The 18,186-nt window shown below is 35.5% G+C and carries 16 protein-coding genes; all 16 read left to right on the forward strand.

The features are described from left to right. Positions 1-383: 383 nt before the first annotated feature. The 16 genes from AABS66_RS14760 (at position 384) to trmL (ending at position 18,076) form a co-directional block, all read left to right on the forward strand. Positions 384-1,823, forward strand: a complete 1,440-nt coding sequence (locus AABS66_RS14760) for a capsule assembly Wzi family protein (RefSeq protein ID WP_404461701.1) — start codon at positions 384-386, stop codon at positions 1,821-1,823. A gap of 778 nt (positions 1,824-2,601) precedes the next feature. Further along, a complete protein-coding gene (locus AABS66_RS14765; RefSeq protein ID WP_430225099.1) occupies positions 2,602-3,567 on the forward strand; it encodes a hypothetical protein in 966 nt (321 codons plus the stop codon). A gap of 13 nt (positions 3,568-3,580) precedes the next feature. Further along, the gene (locus AABS66_RS14770; protein WP_430225100.1) at positions 3,581-5,389 is read left to right on the forward strand and encodes an aminotransferase class I/II-fold pyridoxal phosphate-dependent enzyme; all 1,809 of its coding nucleotides are present in this window, start codon (positions 3,581-3,583) and stop codon (positions 5,387-5,389) included. Beyond that, entirely contained in the window at positions 5,390-5,779 is a 390-nt protein-coding gene (locus AABS66_RS14775; RefSeq protein ID WP_272539876.1) for a ParB N-terminal domain-containing protein, read from the forward strand. A gap of 24 nt (positions 5,780-5,803) precedes the next feature. Then, complete coding sequence (locus AABS66_RS14780) at positions 5,804-6,442, forward strand: LicD family protein (protein ID WP_430225101.1); 639 nt, start codon at positions 5,804-5,806, stop codon at positions 6,440-6,442. Between the two features lie 36 nt (positions 6,443-6,478). Continuing rightward, the gene (locus tag AABS66_RS14785) at positions 6,479-7,717 is read left to right on the forward strand and encodes an oligosaccharide flippase family protein (RefSeq protein ID WP_430225102.1); all 1,239 of its coding nucleotides are present in this window, start codon (positions 6,479-6,481) and stop codon (positions 7,715-7,717) included. A 15-nt stretch (positions 7,718-7,732) separates the two neighbouring features. Beyond that, positions 7,733-8,560 carry a glycosyltransferase family 2 protein gene (locus AABS66_RS14790; protein WP_430225103.1) on the forward strand — a complete coding sequence of 276 codons (828 nt, stop codon included), beginning with the start codon at positions 7,733-7,735 and terminating at the stop codon, positions 8,558-8,560. Position 8,561: 1 nt separating this feature from the next. Beyond that, positions 8,562-9,818 (forward strand): hypothetical protein, encoded by a 1,257-nt coding sequence (locus AABS66_RS14795; RefSeq protein ID WP_430225104.1) that lies wholly within the window; start codon positions 8,562-8,564, stop codon positions 9,816-9,818. Then, the gene (locus AABS66_RS14800; protein WP_430225105.1) at positions 9,802-10,650 is read left to right on the forward strand and encodes a glycosyltransferase family A protein; all 849 of its coding nucleotides are present in this window, start codon (positions 9,802-9,804) and stop codon (positions 10,648-10,650) included. Before AABS66_RS14795 ends, AABS66_RS14800 begins: the two co-directional genes overlap by 17 nt. Further along, positions 10,647-11,813 (forward strand): nucleotide sugar dehydrogenase, encoded by a 1,167-nt coding sequence (locus tag AABS66_RS14805; RefSeq protein ID WP_430225106.1) that lies wholly within the window; start codon positions 10,647-10,649, stop codon positions 11,811-11,813. The genes AABS66_RS14800 and AABS66_RS14805 overlap by 4 nt, the downstream gene beginning before the upstream one ends. 6 nt (positions 11,814-11,819) lie before the next feature. Further along, complete coding sequence (locus tag AABS66_RS14810) at positions 11,820-12,572, forward strand: glycosyltransferase family 2 protein (protein ID WP_430225107.1); 753 nt, start codon at positions 11,820-11,822, stop codon at positions 12,570-12,572. A 115-nt stretch (positions 12,573-12,687) separates the two neighbouring features. After that, positions 12,688-13,839 (forward strand): polysaccharide export protein, encoded by a 1,152-nt coding sequence (locus AABS66_RS14815; protein WP_375083795.1) that lies wholly within the window; start codon positions 12,688-12,690, stop codon positions 13,837-13,839. A gap of 5 nt (positions 13,840-13,844) precedes the next feature. Then, entirely contained in the window at positions 13,845-14,273 is a 429-nt protein-coding gene (locus AABS66_RS14820; RefSeq protein ID WP_430225108.1) for a protein tyrosine phosphatase, read from the forward strand. A 35-nt stretch (positions 14,274-14,308) separates the two neighbouring features. Then, positions 14,309-16,387, forward strand: a complete 2,079-nt coding sequence (locus tag AABS66_RS14825; protein WP_430225109.1) for a polysaccharide biosynthesis tyrosine autokinase — start codon at positions 14,309-14,311, stop codon at positions 16,385-16,387. Positions 16,388-16,404: 17 nt separating this feature from the next. Further along, on the forward strand, positions 16,405-17,430 hold the full coding sequence (gene galE, locus AABS66_RS14830; protein ID WP_430225110.1) for a UDP-glucose 4-epimerase GalE: 1,026 nt from the start codon (positions 16,405-16,407) through the stop codon (positions 17,428-17,430). 142 nt (positions 17,431-17,572) lie between these two features. Then, on the forward strand, positions 17,573-18,076 hold the full coding sequence (gene trmL, locus AABS66_RS14835; RefSeq protein ID WP_430225133.1) for a tRNA (uridine(34)/cytosine(34)/5-carboxymethylaminomethyluridine(34)-2'-O)-methyltransferase TrmL: 504 nt from the start codon (positions 17,573-17,575) through the stop codon (positions 18,074-18,076). Positions 18,077-18,186 lie beyond the last annotated feature (110 nt).

Raw genomic sequence — 18,186 nt, forward strand, 5'->3', positions numbered from 1 at the left:
TATATTGAGTTCCCATAGCAATAAACCCTAAACCATCTCACAAAATATTAATCTGTTTATTTTAAATTAAAATAACAAAGTAAAATTAAATTTCAATAAAATTGAAATAATAGACACACAAATCTAATACATATCACATTGCTATATATTTTAATAAGTTACTCTTTCCTATCCCGAATAGTTTAATCTGATATTCTATTTTACTTAATTTAATTGTGATGATTGCTTCTCGACATAACACGGGTGGCTCACCCGTTAAAATTAGCATACTTATAATAAAGCAAAATATCACTACACTTTATATTGGTTTAATTTTTAGAAATTTATTTATCTTTATTGACCTGTTCAATATTAGGCGAACTCAACTTCAAACGGATTTATCAATGAAAAAATTCAAGCTTACCAAGCTGGCAATGCTTGCGGTATTAGGCGCAATAAGCGCACACAGTGTGGCGGGGGGATTAGTCCTACCCAATGATAACTTACGCAGTGATTTAGCATGGCTTTCAGAGCGTAACGTCATTCAAATTAGCTTATCCACTTGGCCACTCTCCCAAGAAGAAATTACCCGCTCGTTGAATAATGCAAATATTACCAATAGCGAACAAGAAGCGATTATTCAGCGTATTAAGAAAAACCTAGACCGTAAAAAGAACAGTGTTCAACTGGAAACGCACTTTGCCTCTAGCCATAACTCTATGCCGCAAGGCTTTGCCCAAAGTGAAAAAAGTGACATTCGTTACACCGTTTCAGGTAACTACAGCACAGACGATGTGGATTTAAACCTCACCGCTAATGGTGAGCGCGCTCTGCGCGTTGAAAATGGTTCTGACTACAACCTCAATGGCTCATATGGTGGTGTAAAAATTTGGAACCAATGGGTCACTTTTGGTGAGATCCCACAATGGTGGGGCCCTGGTCACGACGGCAGCTTAATTCGCACCGATGCGGCTCGCCCTGTTACTGGCTTTTTGCTGCAACGCGCCGACCAAAGCCCATTTGAAACCCCATGGCTTTCTTGGATTGGCTCGTGGCAATATCAGCTCACCGCTGGCCAAATCAAACAATACTCATCCCAGCCAAACACTAAACTGATTGGTTTACGCATGACCATGAACCCAACTGATTTCTTTGAACTCGGCGGTTCCCGCGTGGTGATGTGGGGAGGCGATGGCCGTCCTAATAACTGGAATTCTTTCTGGAATGCCATGGGCGGAAGGGATAATACTGGTGATGTAAATGACGATCCGGGTAACCAACTGGCTGGTTTAGACTTTAAACTGAAACTTTACCCATTAATCGATCTACCTGTCAGCTTATATGGCCAAATGGTCGGTGAAGATGAAGCCAACCTTTTTCCATCGAAAAATGCCTTTATGGGCGGTATCGAGGGCTATCACACGCTATGGGGTCAACCATTAAATTGGTATATTGAAGGCGCGAATACTCACACTGAGTGGGATAAAGACGGCGTTATGTATCGCCACTTTATTTACAAAAATGGTTATTACCAACAAGGTGCATCATTAGGCCATGGTATGGGTGGTGATGGACGTATGTTAACCACCAAAGTGGAATATACCCTTGATGATGATAACCGTGTTAGCACACGTTTGATGTATGCGAAAGTGAATAAGTCTAACTTTGACGGCAACAAGTTATTCCCTAAATCTGAAACCATCAAAGGTGTTGATATGGGTTGGTGGCATAACTTTGACAATGACGTCAGTACTGACGCAAAAGTGTGGGTTTCAAAAACCGATTATGAAACACGCAATGATGTCGGTGCCGCAGTGACGGTAAACGTGCCATTTAAGTGGTAATCATCTTATAGTCACAAGCCATGCTTATTATTGAAATGGATTATGGGTAAACTATAATCCATTAGGTTGCTGACAAAGCAGGATAAAAGCGTGGTTTTTCCTGCTTTGTGTTATCAGCCGAAAATCAATTCTTTGATTTTCCTTTGTTTTTTCAAAACCTATCCAACCTGCAGCCAAACCTAATCGGTTTGGCTGCAGTCTGACGGATTATAGGTAAACTATAATCCGTTTTTTTCGCCAATTTGTTTCTGTTTTGCAGAAAAACATATCTGGCTGAAAAATAAACGTAAAAATTGGGTAAATTAATATTATCAATCACGCATATTATTAATCCATCGTAACGCCAAATTCGCGTAAAAATAGGTATGTTTTATTTTTGAGCTAATTATATCCACATTAAATGCAATGATATAAAAGACTTAACTTAAGCAAAATATTTAATCACGGCACAAGCGTATAATAAGAATTATAACCTGATAATTTAAAATAACTTATTCATTTGATACTCCTATTAGGACTATTCTCTAAGACAATCGCAGTGATAGTCACTACCTAGGTTTGGTGGTATTATTAAGCGCTTTTGCTTGACCCGATTCGCCATGAGGCATACTCTTTTGGCGGCTAAAAACAATAAGCCATACTTATCAATTGAACGCGATAGCAAAAAATGTAACGTTTTCAATTAATAAGTATGCATTTACAAATTCAATGGTGCTCTGGGACCCGACAACCCAGTGCGGTAGCTATTATCTAAAACTATCTAATCATAGGCTATCTTATGCAATTATTATCGTTTCAAAATATATTGGAACTAGATATCTCTCCGCAAACAATTTATAGCTGGACATGTCAATCAATTAGCCAAAAAAATGACACTATTCTGCCACCTAAAATTAGCTTAAAGCCTAAAGAGGATATCTTTTATAATTTCATGCCTTCTCTTTTGCTAAAAGAAGAAACCGCAGGTATAAAAATTGTTAGTAGATACCCAAATAGATCACCTGTATTAGATAGTCAAATATATCTTTATGATATGAAAGATGGCAATCTAGAATGCATTATGGATGGAAATTTTATTACTGCAATGAGAACAGGTGCTATAGCAACGCATTCAATCCTTTCATTTTCTAAAAATGACTTTCGCTCTTTATCATTCATCGGTGTTGGAATACAGGCTAGAGCGACATTAAAAATATTTGCTTGCATGTATGACCAGCGTGATTTAATTATTAAAGTTAAGAAGTATAAAAATCAACATGTTGAATTTATTGCATTCGCAAAACAGTTGCTTCCAGAAAATACACTATACGTTATATGTGATACATACGATGAGTGCATTGAAAATACAGATATAATTATTTCATCTGTAACTTATTTTGAAAGCGATATTTGTAATGATGATAAATTCTCGGCTGGGTGTTTAGTTGTTCCTATTCATACCAGAGGCTTTACCAACTGTGATTTATTTTTCGATAAGGTGTATGTTGATGATATTGGACACGTATCGGGATTTAAGTATTTTGAAAAATTCAAACATAAAGCAATAGAAACAACATCCTATGTTAAATCTCCTGATAAATTAGGAAGAGAAAATCAACTAGAAAAAATCATATGTTATAATATAGGATTATCTATACATGATTTATTTATTGCAAAAAATATACATAAGTTAGCAATAGCTAATTCTATAGGGCAAGAAATTTCAATGTCTGTACCTAACACAAAATTCTGGCTAGAAAAATAATTAAGGATAAACTATGCAAGTTTTAATTCCTGCTGCAGGAATGGGCAACCGTTTGGGAAAATATACTAGTGATAAAACTAAATGTATGGTATCTGTACATGAAATTACACTAATTGAACGTTGTTTAAGTATTTTATCAAAATATGATATTAATAGAATTATCCTCGTAGTTGGCTATCAAAAAGACAACTTGAAAAAATTTTTAGGCAATCAGTATAATGGCATAGAAATAGTATATATTGATAATGACATATATGATAAAACAAATAATATATATTCAATATACCTAGCTAAAGATGAATTAATAAAAGATGATACCATTCTATTAGAAAGCGACCTAATTTTTGAAGAAAAAATCATAGAAAATCTAGTATCAAATCAATTTCCAAATATAGCGGTAGTTGATAAATACCAACCATGGATGGATGGTACAGTAGTTGAAATTAATAATCATTTTGATATTGTCAACTTTGTTCCGAAAAAAGATTTTGAATTTAGTAAAAGTGATTCATATTACAAGACAGTCAATATTTATAAATTCTCTAAAAATTTTCTGGAGAATACATACGTTCCTTTTTTAGAAGCATATTCAAAAGCATTAGGTCAAAACGAGTACTATGAACAGGTATTACGTGTTATTACTCTACTAGAAACCCAAGAGCTTAAAGCGTTACCATTACAAGGTGAAAAATGGTATGAAATAGATGATGCTCAGGACCTTGATAATGCAAATGTTATTTTTGCCCCAAAAGACGAAAAATTAAACCTTCTAGCTCGCCGTTATGGTGGTTATTGGCGTTATAGCGATATTATTGATTTTTGCTATCTAGTAAATCCTTATTTCCCTAATAAAACATTTATGGGAGAAATGAAAAACTCGTTCGATACTTTAGTTCGCGAATACCCATCAGGTGCTAATGTACAATCGCTTTTGGCTGCGAAAATGTTCAAGTGCAGCCCAGATCAAATCGCCGTAGGAAATGGAGCAGCAGAGCTGATCGATATACTGGCTCAATATAAAAATGAAAAACTAGGTCTTTTTATTCCAACATTTGAAGAATACTCATCAAGGTTCAAATCTGTAACTCTGCAAAAACTTAATAATCAAAATTTCACATATGATAAGAATGACATTATTAAATTAGCTCAAGAAAATGATGGCGTTATTCTAATTAATCCAGATAATCCATCTGGAAATTTTATCCCATACAAAGATTTGCTAGAACTAATTGATTGGTTTAAAGCAAATAAAAAAACATTTATAGTAGATGAGAGCTTTGTAGATTTTGCCGAAAATGGCCTAGACTCAACATTAATGAAAGAAGAAATTCTTAATTTATACTCAGGGTTAATTGTTATAAAAAGTATTAGTAAAAGTTATGGTGTCCCTGGAATTCGTTTAGGTGTTATAGCAAGCTCAAACATTGAATTAATTTCATTAATTAAAAAAGCAATTCCAGTATGGAATATAAATTCTTTAGGTGAATTTTTCTTTCAAATTATTGGAAAATATGAAAAAATATATGCCAACGCTTGTAGTCAGATAATTACTGAAAGAAACTCATTGTTTAATGCATTATCAAAAAATAAATTACTGTCTCCTATTAAATCTCAAGCCAACTATATTCTATGTAACGTTAATCTGATTCCATCTAAAAAACTTATTGAAATACTTTGTACTGAATATAATATCTTAGCAAAAGATTGTTCAGAGAAAAAAGGATTCGATGGCCAGTCATATGTAAGGCTTGCAGTTAGAGATAGCATTGATAATCAATATTTGATCGATAGTTTACTTGAAATAGAGTCTAAGGTTGCATAAGTGTACCGTTTAGAATTAGTTAATATTGAAAAAATTCAAATTACGGAAGAACATATACCTGAACGTGTTGAATGGCTTGTAGAAAAAATTAAATCGGAGGCACTCTGGCGAGTGCCTTTACTTCTAGAAGAAAATTCATATGCTATTATGGATGGTCATCATCGATTTGAGGTTGCAAAACGCTTAGGACTAAAACGAGTTCCTTCAGTCATGTTAAGCTATGACTCACCTGCTGTTAATGTTGTGTCATGGCGTGATGATTTTGAGGTTAATAAAAAAATAGTACAAAATTATATAAAACAGAAAAAAATCTTTCCACATAAAACAACTAAACATATCATTGAACCGTATCCTGATGAAATATCTATCCCCATATCCTTTTTATACTAAAACTCTATGCCTACAGGTAGCAAAGTGATTACTAAATATTTAAAAAATATAAAAAGAAATCTATCTTTTTACAAAAGATCTAGAGTTATAAATAAAGAAAAAGATCAGATGCTAGATAAAATGTATCTTTTTTTCAAACATCAGAAAATAACTTATTGGTTAGAATATGGCACATTATTAGGAGCAGTGAGAAATAATAAAATCATTCCTCATGATTATGATGTTGACCTTGGATTACTACAATCACAATGGAGTATAGGCATACGCAACGAATTAAAAAAACTAGGTTTTCAGTTTATCAGAGAAATAGCAGTAGATGGTATTGTCTATGAAGAGTCTTACAAATTTAATGGGATAACTGTAGATTTTTTTTATTGTTCTATAATAGATAACATAGTAAATACTCCTGTATTCCGCCCTTTTAAAAATATGACTTGGGATGAGTCATTGAAACAAAAAGGTGGATTTGAACTTTATCTCTTTAAAAATCCATATAATGGCGTACAAGAAATATTATTTGAAAATGAGTACTGGAATGTACCTAAAAATTCTAATCTACACCTGATCAGCTACTATGGTAATAACTATATGATCCCAGAAAAAAACTGGAAGGGCGAAAATGCTGCAGTTGCTATGGATCGCGTCGGTAGAGTTAGTTATTAGTTCTCTTACTAAACTCTTAAATAAAAATCATATATAATGTTCAATAAAAAAATAGTTAGTAATTTTTCATACCTATCTCTAATTCAGATAATCACATTATTAGTTCCTTTTATATATTATCCATACTTAATTAGAAAATATAATATTGCTGATTATGGCCTTGTCGTCTTTATCCAAAGTATAATTATGCTTTTAGCTATTATAGTAGATTTTGGATTTAATATTTCAGGAACCCGCAGCGCTGCTGAAAACCGAGATAAAAAAACAAGATTAAACATTATATACAGCAGTATTACATATATAAAGATTATTCTTTTTTTTATTTGTCTAGCTGTATATCAAGTATTTATCCTGCTGAATAGTAAATTAAGTCAAGAATATTTCTTATCTAATTTTTTATTTTTAATAGTTCTGGGAGAAGCATTATTTTCACAATGGTTATATTTAGGTCTGGAAAAAATAAAATTCGCCGCTGTGATAAATTTATTTTCTAGGTTTATGTTACTTTTAATCATACTAATTGGAACTAATACTAGTTTAGGTTTTTTCTCATTTCCATTAGCTCTAGTTATTACATCTATGTTAAATGGTGTCATTTCACTTTATTTCGTCAGAAGAAAACTACAGATTAAGTTTGTACGCGTTTCCTTTTTTAGAATGAAAAGAGACCTACTAAAATCTTACTCTTTTTTACTATCTAGATCTGTTGGTGTTATTATCTTAAAATTAAATACCTATCTTATTGGTAACTACATAGGCCTAGCTCAGGTCGCCTATTACGACCTAGCTGAAAAATTAATAAATTTAGCTTTAATGCCATTAAATATTTTAAATCAAATACTATATCCCCATATCGCAAAAACAAAAAACTTCAGCCTAGCATTTAAAATTATTTTTGTACTTCTTATTATATACCTAGCAGCATACCCATTTATATTCCTCTTCGGTGAAGATGTCATAGCTCTATTTGCTGGTGATGACATGCGAGATACTTATCCTTATTTATTAATTCTTTATATTATTCCTATAGCAAATATAGTCACCTATTTTTCTGGAAACTGTGCTTTAATTCTTATTAATAGAAAAAAAGCTTTCAACAACAGTATTTACATATCAGCTTTATTTTATTTATTAGCGATACTATATTTATTACTTACAGAAAACTTTAATATTATAACACTTTGCTGGGCTCTAGTATTAAATTCAATAGTTACCTGCCTATATAGAGCAATTGCATGCTTTAAAAACAAAGAATTATTTAAAAAATCAGTTTAGAACGGCTATTAAATTATGAATGAAAATGAACTAGTTTCAGTTATATTACCTGTATATAATGCTGAAAAATTTCTTTATGAAGCAATTGACTCTATCGTCAACCAAACTCATAAAAATTTACAAATAATAGTAATTAACGATGGTTCGAGTGATAAATCATTAAACATCATAAATAGTTTTATCGATGATAGAATAACAGTGATTAATCGTGATAATAAAGGATTAATATATAGCTTAAATGAAGGTCTTAATATAGCTAATGGAAATTATATTGCTCGAATGGATGCGGATGATATATCTGCAAATAATCGAATTGAGAAGCAATTATCTTTTTTAAAAAAAAATAAAAAAGTTGGTGTAGTAGGTTCTTATGCAAAAATAATAAATAAAGAAGGTAGAATGATTGCATTACGGAAACCTGCTAGATTTAATTTCATGTTGAAAGCCACATGCTTTTTGGGGGCGCCATTTATACATCCCGCTGTTATGTTCAACAAATCAGTCCTTGGGGATAATTTGTACTACTCTGATGAATATATACATGGAGAAGACTACGAGCTATGGGCACGACTAGTTCATATAAACAATATAAAATTCTCTACAATCCCCGAATATCTATTATCGTATAGAATATTGGAAACATCTATCAGCAGGCAAAATAGTTTAATCCAAAATACCACAAAAATTAAAGCTCAAAAACAAAATTTAATGGGAAATAAATATAAAAATACCGAAATAGAAAATACCAATAGTTTATATAGTATATTGTTTTTACAAAAAAACAAAAAATACATTCCATTACAACTAATATTTAAGCTAAAATTATTTTTAAGAAAAAAATAAAATGATGAAATCCTCAACATATAATATATTACTTTTTTTATTTATATTTAACATACCTATATATTCGTTCATCGGTTCTGGGTATGTATCAGCAGCTATTTCATTATTAATTTTAATTATAGTCCCAGGCTATTTTAAAAATTTGACTGAGCTAATGAAAGATAAAGTGGTATTCATCACACTAATAATATATTTAATGTTTTTACTATCTACAATATCCAGCACTACATTCCATAACGTTTATGATTTCACAATTCAAAAAACTATTATTAATGGGGCTCTATCTTTCATATCTTCAATTATTTTTTCTGCTCTATTTTATTCCTATTTTAAAAACAAAAAAATAGAAAGGAATTTTTACTTTGTTTTATTAATTCAATCTGTCATAATAATATTGATGCTAGTTTCCCCAGAAATTAGAGATATAATTCAAAGTAAAATACGTTCTGATGAAGATATCGAAAGAATGGCTATATATGGGGGGGTCAGAGGATTAGGTTTATCTGACTCAGTTGCTTTTGGTTTAGCGGCCACAATGGGCTTACTTGGCTATATATTTGTTTTTTACCTTAAATCCATCAAAGCTTGGAGTATTTATAAAATAATAATATTCCTCATGTGCTTTATCGCTGCCCTTTCTGCTGGTAGAACTTCTTTCTTAGGTTTTGCTCTAGGTATTAGCATGGTAATTTTTCAATCAATTACACCCAAAACAATTTTTACTTATATTAAATATTCACTTCTAACTCTATTAGTTTGTATTATAATATATTTCATTCTAATTAATTTACCATCCATTGGCTCAACTATACAAAGTTATTCTGCCTACGCATTTCAACCAATCATTAATTATATAGAGCATGGAAGCGTCTCCGTATCCTCTACTGAAAGACTACAAAGTATGTATTTTCTCCCCGATAATGCTACCACAATATTTTTTGGCGATGGAAAATATACAAATAGTGATGGGACATACTATATGCATACTGATACTGGTTACATGCGATTTATGCTTTACTTTGGAGCACTCGGAAGCTTAATACCTTATACAGCTTTCTTATACTTTTTATATTATTCAGCTACTAGAATAAAAGAAAAAAACAATTCTTTTTTCATCGGGATAATAATTTTATCTTTCATATATCATTATAAAGGTGAAATAGTATTTTTTAATGTTAATTATATGAAAGTTATTTTCTTATTTTCACTTTCCTATATCTTAATTAACAAAATGGAACGCATTGAAGCAAGACGGTGAATTTAAAATGAAATTAGACATGTTGTATTCAACTCATGAGGATAGAATTCATTCCTTGATTGAAAAGCTACCATTATCGAATAGCTGTGTTAATATAGTGATTGTTCATCAAATGAATATAAATAGTAACTATGACTATATAATGGAACCATTATTAAAAGAGCGAAGTGATATAAAGTATTACAAATCCTTTACAAAAGGAGTCACTAAAAGTAGAAATATAGCACTAAAGAACGCCACGGGGGACATTGTTTTATTTTGTGATGACGATGTAATTTATAGAAAAGACATTCAAAAAATAATAATTGAGCAATATAGGATAAATCCCGAAATAGGGTTCATCACTTTCGCTTATAGCAATCAAACCGACATGCAAAATGCCGCAAAAAAATTCCATTCTTCAAGTTTCAAACATAACCTAAAAACAATTTTAAAAGTTGGAACTATAGAAGTAACAGCTCGCAGGGAACCAATCATAAAAAATAAAGTTTGTTTCCCTGAAGATATGGGGGCTGGTGCAACATATTTCTTATGTGATGAACCTGTTTTTTTATCTAAATTATTAAAAAATAGTATGAATGGAATATATAAACCTTTAATTATTGGTTATCACCCTGCAGATTCTAGCGGCCAGATATTTAATAAAAAAGAGGCTTTCGCCTCAAGATATTTATGCTTTACTCGAATTTTTGGATTGTTTTTTGGACCCAGTCTTTATTACCTTTATTTAGTAAAAAATCTAAATAAATTTAAAACCATTAATGACCTCAATAATGCATTTTTTATTATGTTTAAAATTAAACATAATAAAAATATAAGGACTAAACTTTGAAAATAGCAATCGCAGGAACTGGCTACGTCGGCCTATCTAACGCCATGTTACTGTCACAACACCACGAAGTGGTTGCGGTGGACATCATCCCTGAAAAAGTGGCAATGTTAAATAATCATCAATCACCGATTGTTGATGCCGAAATTGAACAGTTTTTAACGGAAAAAACCCTCAATTTCCGGGCAACGGAAGACAAAGTCGCCGCTTATCACGGTGCACAATATGTGATTGTTGCGACACCCACCGACTATGACCCAAAAACTAACTATTTCAATACTAAATCGGTGGAATCTGTTATTCATGATGTAAATGAAATCAACCCAACCGCCACGATTATCGTGAAATCGACCATTCCTGTCGGTTTTACCGCACGTTTACGGGAAGAATTTGGCTACACCAACGTGATTTTCTCCCCCGAATTTCTACGTGAGGGCCGCGCATTGTGGGATAACCTGCATCCGTCCCGTATTGTGGTCGGTGAGCGCTCTGAGCGCGCGCAGATTTTTGCCGATTTGTTGCTGGAAGGTGCCATCAAAAAAGATGTTCCGGTGCTATTCACCGATGGAACGGAAGCGGAAGCCATTAAACTGTTTGCAAACACTTACTTAGCGATGCGTGTAGCCTACTTTAACGAGCTAGATACTTACGCAGAAAGCCGCGGTTTAAATGCACGCCAAATTATTGAAGGTGTTTCGTTAGACCCGCGTATTGGTAGCCATTATAACAACCCGTCGTTCGGTTACGGCGGTTATTGCTTACCGAAAGATACTAAACAGTTGTTAGCTAACTACGATGACGTGCCGAATAACCTGATTAACGCGATTGTAGAATCTAACCGTACCCGTAAGGACTTCATTTCTGACGCCATTATTGCTAAAGCGCCACGCAAAGTCGGTGTCTATCGCTTAGTGATGAAAGCAGGCTCAGATAACTTCCGTGCCTCTGCAGTACAGGGTGTGATGAAACGCATCAAAGCCAAGGGTATTGAAGTGGTGGTGTATGAACCAGTGATGAAAGAAATTGAGTTTTTCCATTCAAAAGTGGTCAATGACTTGGCTGAATTTAAAAACCAATGCGATATCATCTTAGCTAACCGTATGGTGCCTGAAATCGAAGATGTGGCGGATAAAGTCTATACTCGAGATTTATTTGGGAACGATTAAATAAATATGGAAAAAAATAGGCCTTTAGTTTCTGTCATTATGCCCTGCTATAATGCACAAAATAATATTCTGAATGCTATCCAGTCCGTTCTCACTCAAGATTATCAAAACTTAGAACTAATTATTATTGATGATTCTTCAACAGATGATACGATTAATATCTTAAATCAACTAAAAGATCCTAGAATTAATCTAATTTTCTCAAGGAAAAATCAAGGTGCTGGTGTATCCCGTAATATTGGAATTGAGCAAGCCAAAGGCCGGTTCATTGCTTTCTTAGATAGTGATGATTTGTGGCTAAAAACAAAATTAAGTGAGCAAATTAATTTTATGTTGGAAAACAATTACCGATTTACTTTTAGTTACTACCAACATTTGAGTGAAGCTGGACTAGGAAAAGTTATTACTGCACCTAAATTTACCACTTATCATAGATCGCTATATGGTAATGTAATAGGCTGCTTAACTGTAATTTATGATACTGCACATTTCGGAAAGCAATATATGCCTTTGATCCGTAAACGGCAAGATTTTGGCTTATGGTTAAAATTGCTTTCATTAGAAGAAAGAGCCTACTGCTATCCAAAAGTGTTAGCTCACTATCGTACTGATTCAGGGATGACTCAAAACAAATTGAATGCGGCTAAACATCAATGGTTATTTTATAGGGACACATTGAAGCTGAGCATTATTCGATCTACTTGGTATTTTTCATTTTATTCTCTTTATGGCTTTTTAAAGCATTATACCTCAAGATAGTAAAAAGCTTAAAAGAAATGCTACTAAATACATTTGTATCGAAGTAATATCAATTTTTAATAATAATACATCTAAACCAATATTTTTACATATTTATTATAGGAATAGCTCATTTATGAAGCTGAAACGCCTTTCTATTACTGTACTTATGCTAGCTGCATTAACAGGCTGTACAGTCACCCCTGGTGCCTATATGTCAACTTCAGGCAAAAATGTTGTTGATACGGGTGACCGTGACATTACTAAATTGGTTGATATCTACCCAATTTCACCAAAGTTGTTGGATGATATGTACACTGCACCCACCATTGCTAAACCGAATGCGCAGTTAGAAAAACAGCTGACTCACTATGAATACCGTGTAGGTGCGGGTGATGTATTAACCATTACGGTTTGGGACCATCCTGAACTGACTATCCCTGCGGGTTCATACCGTAGTGCGCAAGATTCCGGTAACTGGGTACATTCCGATGGCACCATTTACTACCCGTATATTGGTAAAGTTAAAGTGATCGGTAAAACCGTTACTGAAATCCGTACATTAATCAGCAACCGCTTAGCCACCTATATTGAATCCCCACAAGTGGATGTCAGTATTGCCGCCTTCCGCTCACAAAAAATGTATGTGTCAGGCGAAGTCGCCAAACCGGGTACACTGCCAATTACTAACGTGCCGTTGACGATTTTAGAAGCCTTTAATAATGCCGGTGGCTTAACCGAAAAGGCCGATTGGGATAATGTGGTTCTTACCCGCAATGGCAAAGAAATTAAAGTCTCATTACAGGATTTAGTCCAATATGGGGATTTAACCCAAAACTACCTCATGTTACCAGGTGATGTGCTGTATGTGCCACGTAATGACTCACAAAAAGTCTTCGTGATGGGTGAAGTTGGCCAACCAACAACCTTAACTATTGACCGTGCAGGTATGAGCATTACTGAAGCACTCAGTAAAGCAAGCGGCCTTAACCAAACAACCGCCAATGCAACTGGGGTATTTGTCATCCGCCCAATTAAAAACCAGCCAGCGGAAGACAAAGAACTCGAAGCACTATTACCGAAAAAAATGGCAGCGGTCTATCAGCTAGACTTATCAGATGCAACATCACTAGTCATGGGCACTGAATTTAAACTGCAACCTTATGACTTAGTGTATGTTACCGCTGCGCCTGTAGTGCGTTGGAACCGCTTGATTACTCAACTGTTACCAACTATCGCTTCGTATAATCAGTTAACCGAAGGTACCAAGCGTATTCACGACTGGTAATCGATATGTTTAATAATATTCTCGTTGTTTGTATGGGAAATATCTGCCGCTCTCCTACGGGGGAGCGTTTATTGCAACAGCATTTTCCCCAAAAAACTGTTCACTCTGCAGGCATTATTGCTAAAAATGGCATGCCCGCTTATGACAGTGCCATCCGGATTGCCGAGCAACATCAGCTTTCCCTTGAAAACCATCAATCACGTCGATTAACTAGCGAAATATGCCATAAAGCAGACTTAATCCTAGTGATGGAAAACGACCATATTGCTAAAATTCACCAACAGTTTCCTGAAGCGCGCGGTAAAGTGATGTTATTTGGGCAATGGATCAATAAAACCGAAATCCCAGATCCGCACAAACGCAGTGATGAGATGTTTGAGCACGTTTACCAGTTGATGGAAAAAGCCGCGCTTGCTTGGCAAGGCAAAATTTAATTTTATTTATTGGATGACTTAACATTTAACCTATTATGAACACAACAAAAAATAGCTCCCCAGCCTCAGATGAAATCGATCTGCTCGCTCTGTTTAAAGTTTTGAAATCCAACACGATTAAAATTGGGTTTTTTACTGTTATTTTTGCAGCTATCGCCATCGCATACAGTTTATTAGCAACCCCCATCTACCAAGCCAACGCCACCTTACAGTATGACAAGCTTGGTCAAGTTTCATTACTCGACCAAATGAGTGATGTGATGCCATTTGGTAACAGCAATAACCAAGTCGACTCTGAAATTGAAGTCATCAAATCACGCATGGTGTTAGGTAAAACCGTTACTGACCTAAACTTAGACACTCAAGCAGCTCCTGAAGGCTTTGTCAGTAAATTACTTGGTGAAGTCGCTCCCGTTCATATTACCCTATTTCAATTACCTGAAAGTTTAATTGGCCAGCCATTTACCCTAACTTATTTAGGGGATAACAATTATTCTCTCAATGTAGATGGCCAAGTCTTACAAGGTAAAGTAGGTGACGTCCTCAAACAAGGGGAAATTAACTTATTGATTTCTAGTTTCACGGCTGAAGCTGGCGAAGAGTTTTCATTAATCAAAAATGCCCGTTATTCCACCATTGAAGACTTACGTAATACTTTGACTATCGCTGAAGTGGGTAAAGGTACTGGTATTATCAGCTTAGCCATTAAAGGTGCGGATAAAGTTGAGAATGTTAACATCCTCAACAGTGTTATCCAAAACTATGTAGACCAAAATACCGAACGTAAAAAAGAAGTGACTAACAATACGCTCGTATTCTTAGATGACTACTTGCCTACGATTAAAAAGAAATTAGATAACTACGAAAACCAGCTCAATGCGTTTCGTAAAAAGAATGAATCAATTGACCTCTCTTTAGAAGCCAAAGCCGCTTTAGATACTGCATTGCAAGTAGAAGAGAAACTTAACGAACTAACCTTTAAAGAGGTGGAAATCCAGCAACTGTATACCCGCAACCACCCTGCGTATCAGTCCTTGTTAGATAAACGCCAACAGCTGTTACGTGAAAAAGAAAAAATCAGTAAAAATATTCAAAAGCTGCCCAATACCCAACAAGAAATCGTTCGTTTAACTCGTGACGTCGAAGCAGAACAAGCGATTTACACTCAGTTAGTCGCTAAACAACAAGAGCTCAGCGTGCTCAATTCCGGTATTACCGCAGATGTACGTATTATCGACTCCGCTGAGTCCCAACCGAATGCCGTTGCACCGAAAAAATCCCTGATTGTTGTACTTGCCACAATCCTCGGCTTTATTGTCGGCTGTGCCTATGTGATTGCCCGCGAGTTCTTTAATAATAAGATTAAGAGCACGGAAGATATTGATGCATTGGGTGTCAATGTCTACGCCACCATCCCATTCTCTACCTATGAGAAAAAACTGATTGAGGCGGGCAATAAGAACCCATTAGCGATAGAAAACCCAGCGGATACCGCCGTTGAAGCTATCCGTTCATTACGTACCAGTGTTTATTTCTCGGTCATGAACCAAGGTAATAACTTGGTGATGGTCACCAGTGCGTCACCAGGGGTAGGGAAAAGCTTTGTCACCTCCAATATGGCGGTGGTACTAGCTAATGCCGGTAAAAAAGTATTATTAATCGATACCGACTTACGTAAAGGCCGCCTGCATAAAGCTTTTGGGTTAAGTAATAAAACAGGGCTATCTGAATACTTATCTCAACCAAACTTAGAATCGCCAACTATTCATGCCAACGTGATTGAAAACCTCGATGTGATCTGCCGTGGTAAAAATGTTACTCACTCTTCTGAATTACTGATGGGTGAACGTTTTAAACAGTTGCTGGATAAAGTGAAAAACCAATACGATATTGTGGTGATCGATACCGCGCCAATCTTAGCAATTACGGACTCGGCGATTATCGGTAAATATGTTGGCACTTCATTGCTCATTGCCTTCTACGGGGTAAATACCGTGAAAGATGTCGATTTATCACTCAAACGCTTTAAGCAAAATGATATCGAAATCACTGGTGTGATATTAAATGGTATCGACGCAAGATCTGACGATTATAACTACCATTACGAATATTAAGACTCAGGAATATTGAGATGAATAATCAACACGTTCTCGTTACTGGTGGTCTTGGCTACATTGGTAGCCATACCTGTGTACAGATGATCCAGCAAGGGATGCAACCGGTTATTTTAGATAACTTGCATAATGCTAACCTTGAAGTGCTTAACCGTATTGAAGCTATTACAGGTGTTAAACCAGCCTTTTACCAAGGTGATGTGCGTAATAGCCAAATTTTAGACACTATTTTTGCCAATCATCAAATTCATTCAGTGATCCACTTTGCAGGCCTTAAAGCCGTGGGTGAGTCGGTTGAAAAACCAATTGAATACTATGATGTTAACGTCAATGGCACACTGGTATTAGTGGAAAGCATGAAAAAAGCGGGTGTAAAAAGCCTGATTTTTAGTTCATCGGCAACCGTATATGGCGAACCTGAACATATCCCATTAACAGAAGAAGCATCGGTGGGTAATACCAATAGCCCGTATGGTACCAGTAAATATATGGTTGAGCGCATTTTGACTGACTTAAATATTGCAGATAGCGAATGGTCTATCTCATTACTGCGCTATTTTAACCCTGTAGGTGCTCATAACTCAGGTTTGATGGGGGAAGACCCGAATGGTATTCCAAATAATCTGACACCATTTATTGCGCAGGTCGCGGTAGGTCGCCGTAAAGAGCTCGCGGTGTTTGGTGGAGACTACCCAACTAAAGATGGTACGGGTGTGCGTGATTATATCCATGTGATGGATTTAGCAGATGGCCATATTGCTGCTTTAAATAAAGTTAGTCAGCAAGCAGGCCTACATATCTATAACCTAGGAACAGGGACTGGGACAAGTGTCTTGGAAGTCGTTGCTGCTTTTGAAAAAACAGTCGGTAAACCCATCCCTTATACTATTTCAGCACGTCGTCCTGGTGATATTGCAGAATACTGGTCAACGCCAGCGAAAGCACAACGTGATCTAGGTTGGACAGCAAAATACTCCATCCAAGATATGGCTGATGACGTTTGGCGCTGGCAGTCCATGAACCCAAATGGTTATAAAAGCTAACCTCAATTAGCAACTTTAAAAGCGCGCCTCTGTGGCGCGTTTTTTGTTTTTAGCACGCAACTAAAAGTTCCGCATGAAAATAATGCGATTTGCGCGTACACTCTTCCCATCATTTTTATCATCACAATATCAGTTAAACGCTATGCCACACATTGTTTTATTCGAACCTGAAATACCACCAAACACGGGTAATATCATTCGCCTCTGTGCCAATACGGGCTTTAGTTTGCACCTTATCCACCCGCTCGGGTTTACGTGGGATGATAAACGCCTGCGCCGTGCTGGGTTAGATTACAGTGAGTTTGCCGATATCAAACATCACCATGATTATTATGCATTTTTGAAAAGTGAAGGGCTGAATCCTGATAATAATCAGTCTGAAAGTGGGGCGCGCGTGTTTGCCTTAACCACCAAAGGTAAGCCAAGCCACGGTAATGTCAGCTATCAAGAAAATGACTATTTAATGTTTGGCCCTGAAACGCGCGGGTTGCCACCTTATGTACTCGACAATATGCCAATGGAGCAAAAAATTCGCATTCCAATGTTGGCCGATAGCCGCAGTATGAATTTATCCAATTCAGTGGCCGTGGTGGTGTTTGAGGCATGGAGGCAGTTGGGTTATCCAGGAGCTCTACTAAAAGACTAGAATTACTCAATATACCTCAAGCGGTATGAGTGTGGCTTCACGCCAATACCCAAGCTACATACCGCTCGAATTATTTAGAGGATAGCTCTAAACATAAGCGAGATATATCC

Source organism: Providencia sp. SP181, assembly GCF_050446505.1.
GTDB classification, from domain to species: Bacteria; Pseudomonadota; Gammaproteobacteria; order Enterobacterales; family Enterobacteriaceae; genus Providencia; species Providencia vermicola.

Excerpts from the sequence above, each read along its gene's own strand:
- AABS66_RS14815 (WP_375083795.1), top strand. The coding sequence starts at position 12,688 with ATGAAGCTGAAACGCCTTTCTATTACTGTACTTATGCTAGCTGCATTA.
- AABS66_RS14825 (WP_430225109.1), top strand. The coding sequence starts at position 14,309 with ATGAACACAACAAAAAATAGCTCCCCAGCCTCAGATGAAATCGATCTG.
- AABS66_RS14790 (WP_430225103.1), top strand. The coding sequence starts at position 7,733 with ATGAATGAAAATGAACTAGTTTCAGTTATATTACCTGTATATAATGCT.
- AABS66_RS14810 (WP_430225107.1), top strand. The coding sequence starts at position 11,820 with ATGGAAAAAAATAGGCCTTTAGTTTCTGTCATTATGCCCTGCTATAAT.
- AABS66_RS14795 (WP_430225104.1), top strand. The coding sequence starts at position 8,562 with ATGATGAAATCCTCAACATATAATATATTACTTTTTTTATTTATATTT.
- AABS66_RS14820 (WP_430225108.1), top strand. The coding sequence starts at position 13,845 with ATGTTTAATAATATTCTCGTTGTTTGTATGGGAAATATCTGCCGCTCT.
- trmL (WP_430225133.1), top strand. The coding sequence starts at position 17,573 with ATGCCACACATTGTTTTATTCGAACCTGAAATACCACCAAACACGGGT.
- AABS66_RS14765 (WP_430225099.1), top strand. The coding sequence starts at position 2,602 with ATGCAATTATTATCGTTTCAAAATATATTGGAACTAGATATCTCTCCG.
- AABS66_RS14785 (WP_430225102.1), top strand. The coding sequence starts at position 6,479 with ATGTTCAATAAAAAAATAGTTAGTAATTTTTCATACCTATCTCTAATT.
- AABS66_RS14760 (WP_404461701.1), top strand. The coding sequence starts at position 384 with ATGAAAAAATTCAAGCTTACCAAGCTGGCAATGCTTGCGGTATTAGGC.
- galE (WP_430225110.1), top strand. The coding sequence starts at position 16,405 with ATGAATAATCAACACGTTCTCGTTACTGGTGGTCTTGGCTACATTGGT.
- AABS66_RS14770 (WP_430225100.1), top strand. The coding sequence starts at position 3,581 with ATGCAAGTTTTAATTCCTGCTGCAGGAATGGGCAACCGTTTGGGAAAA.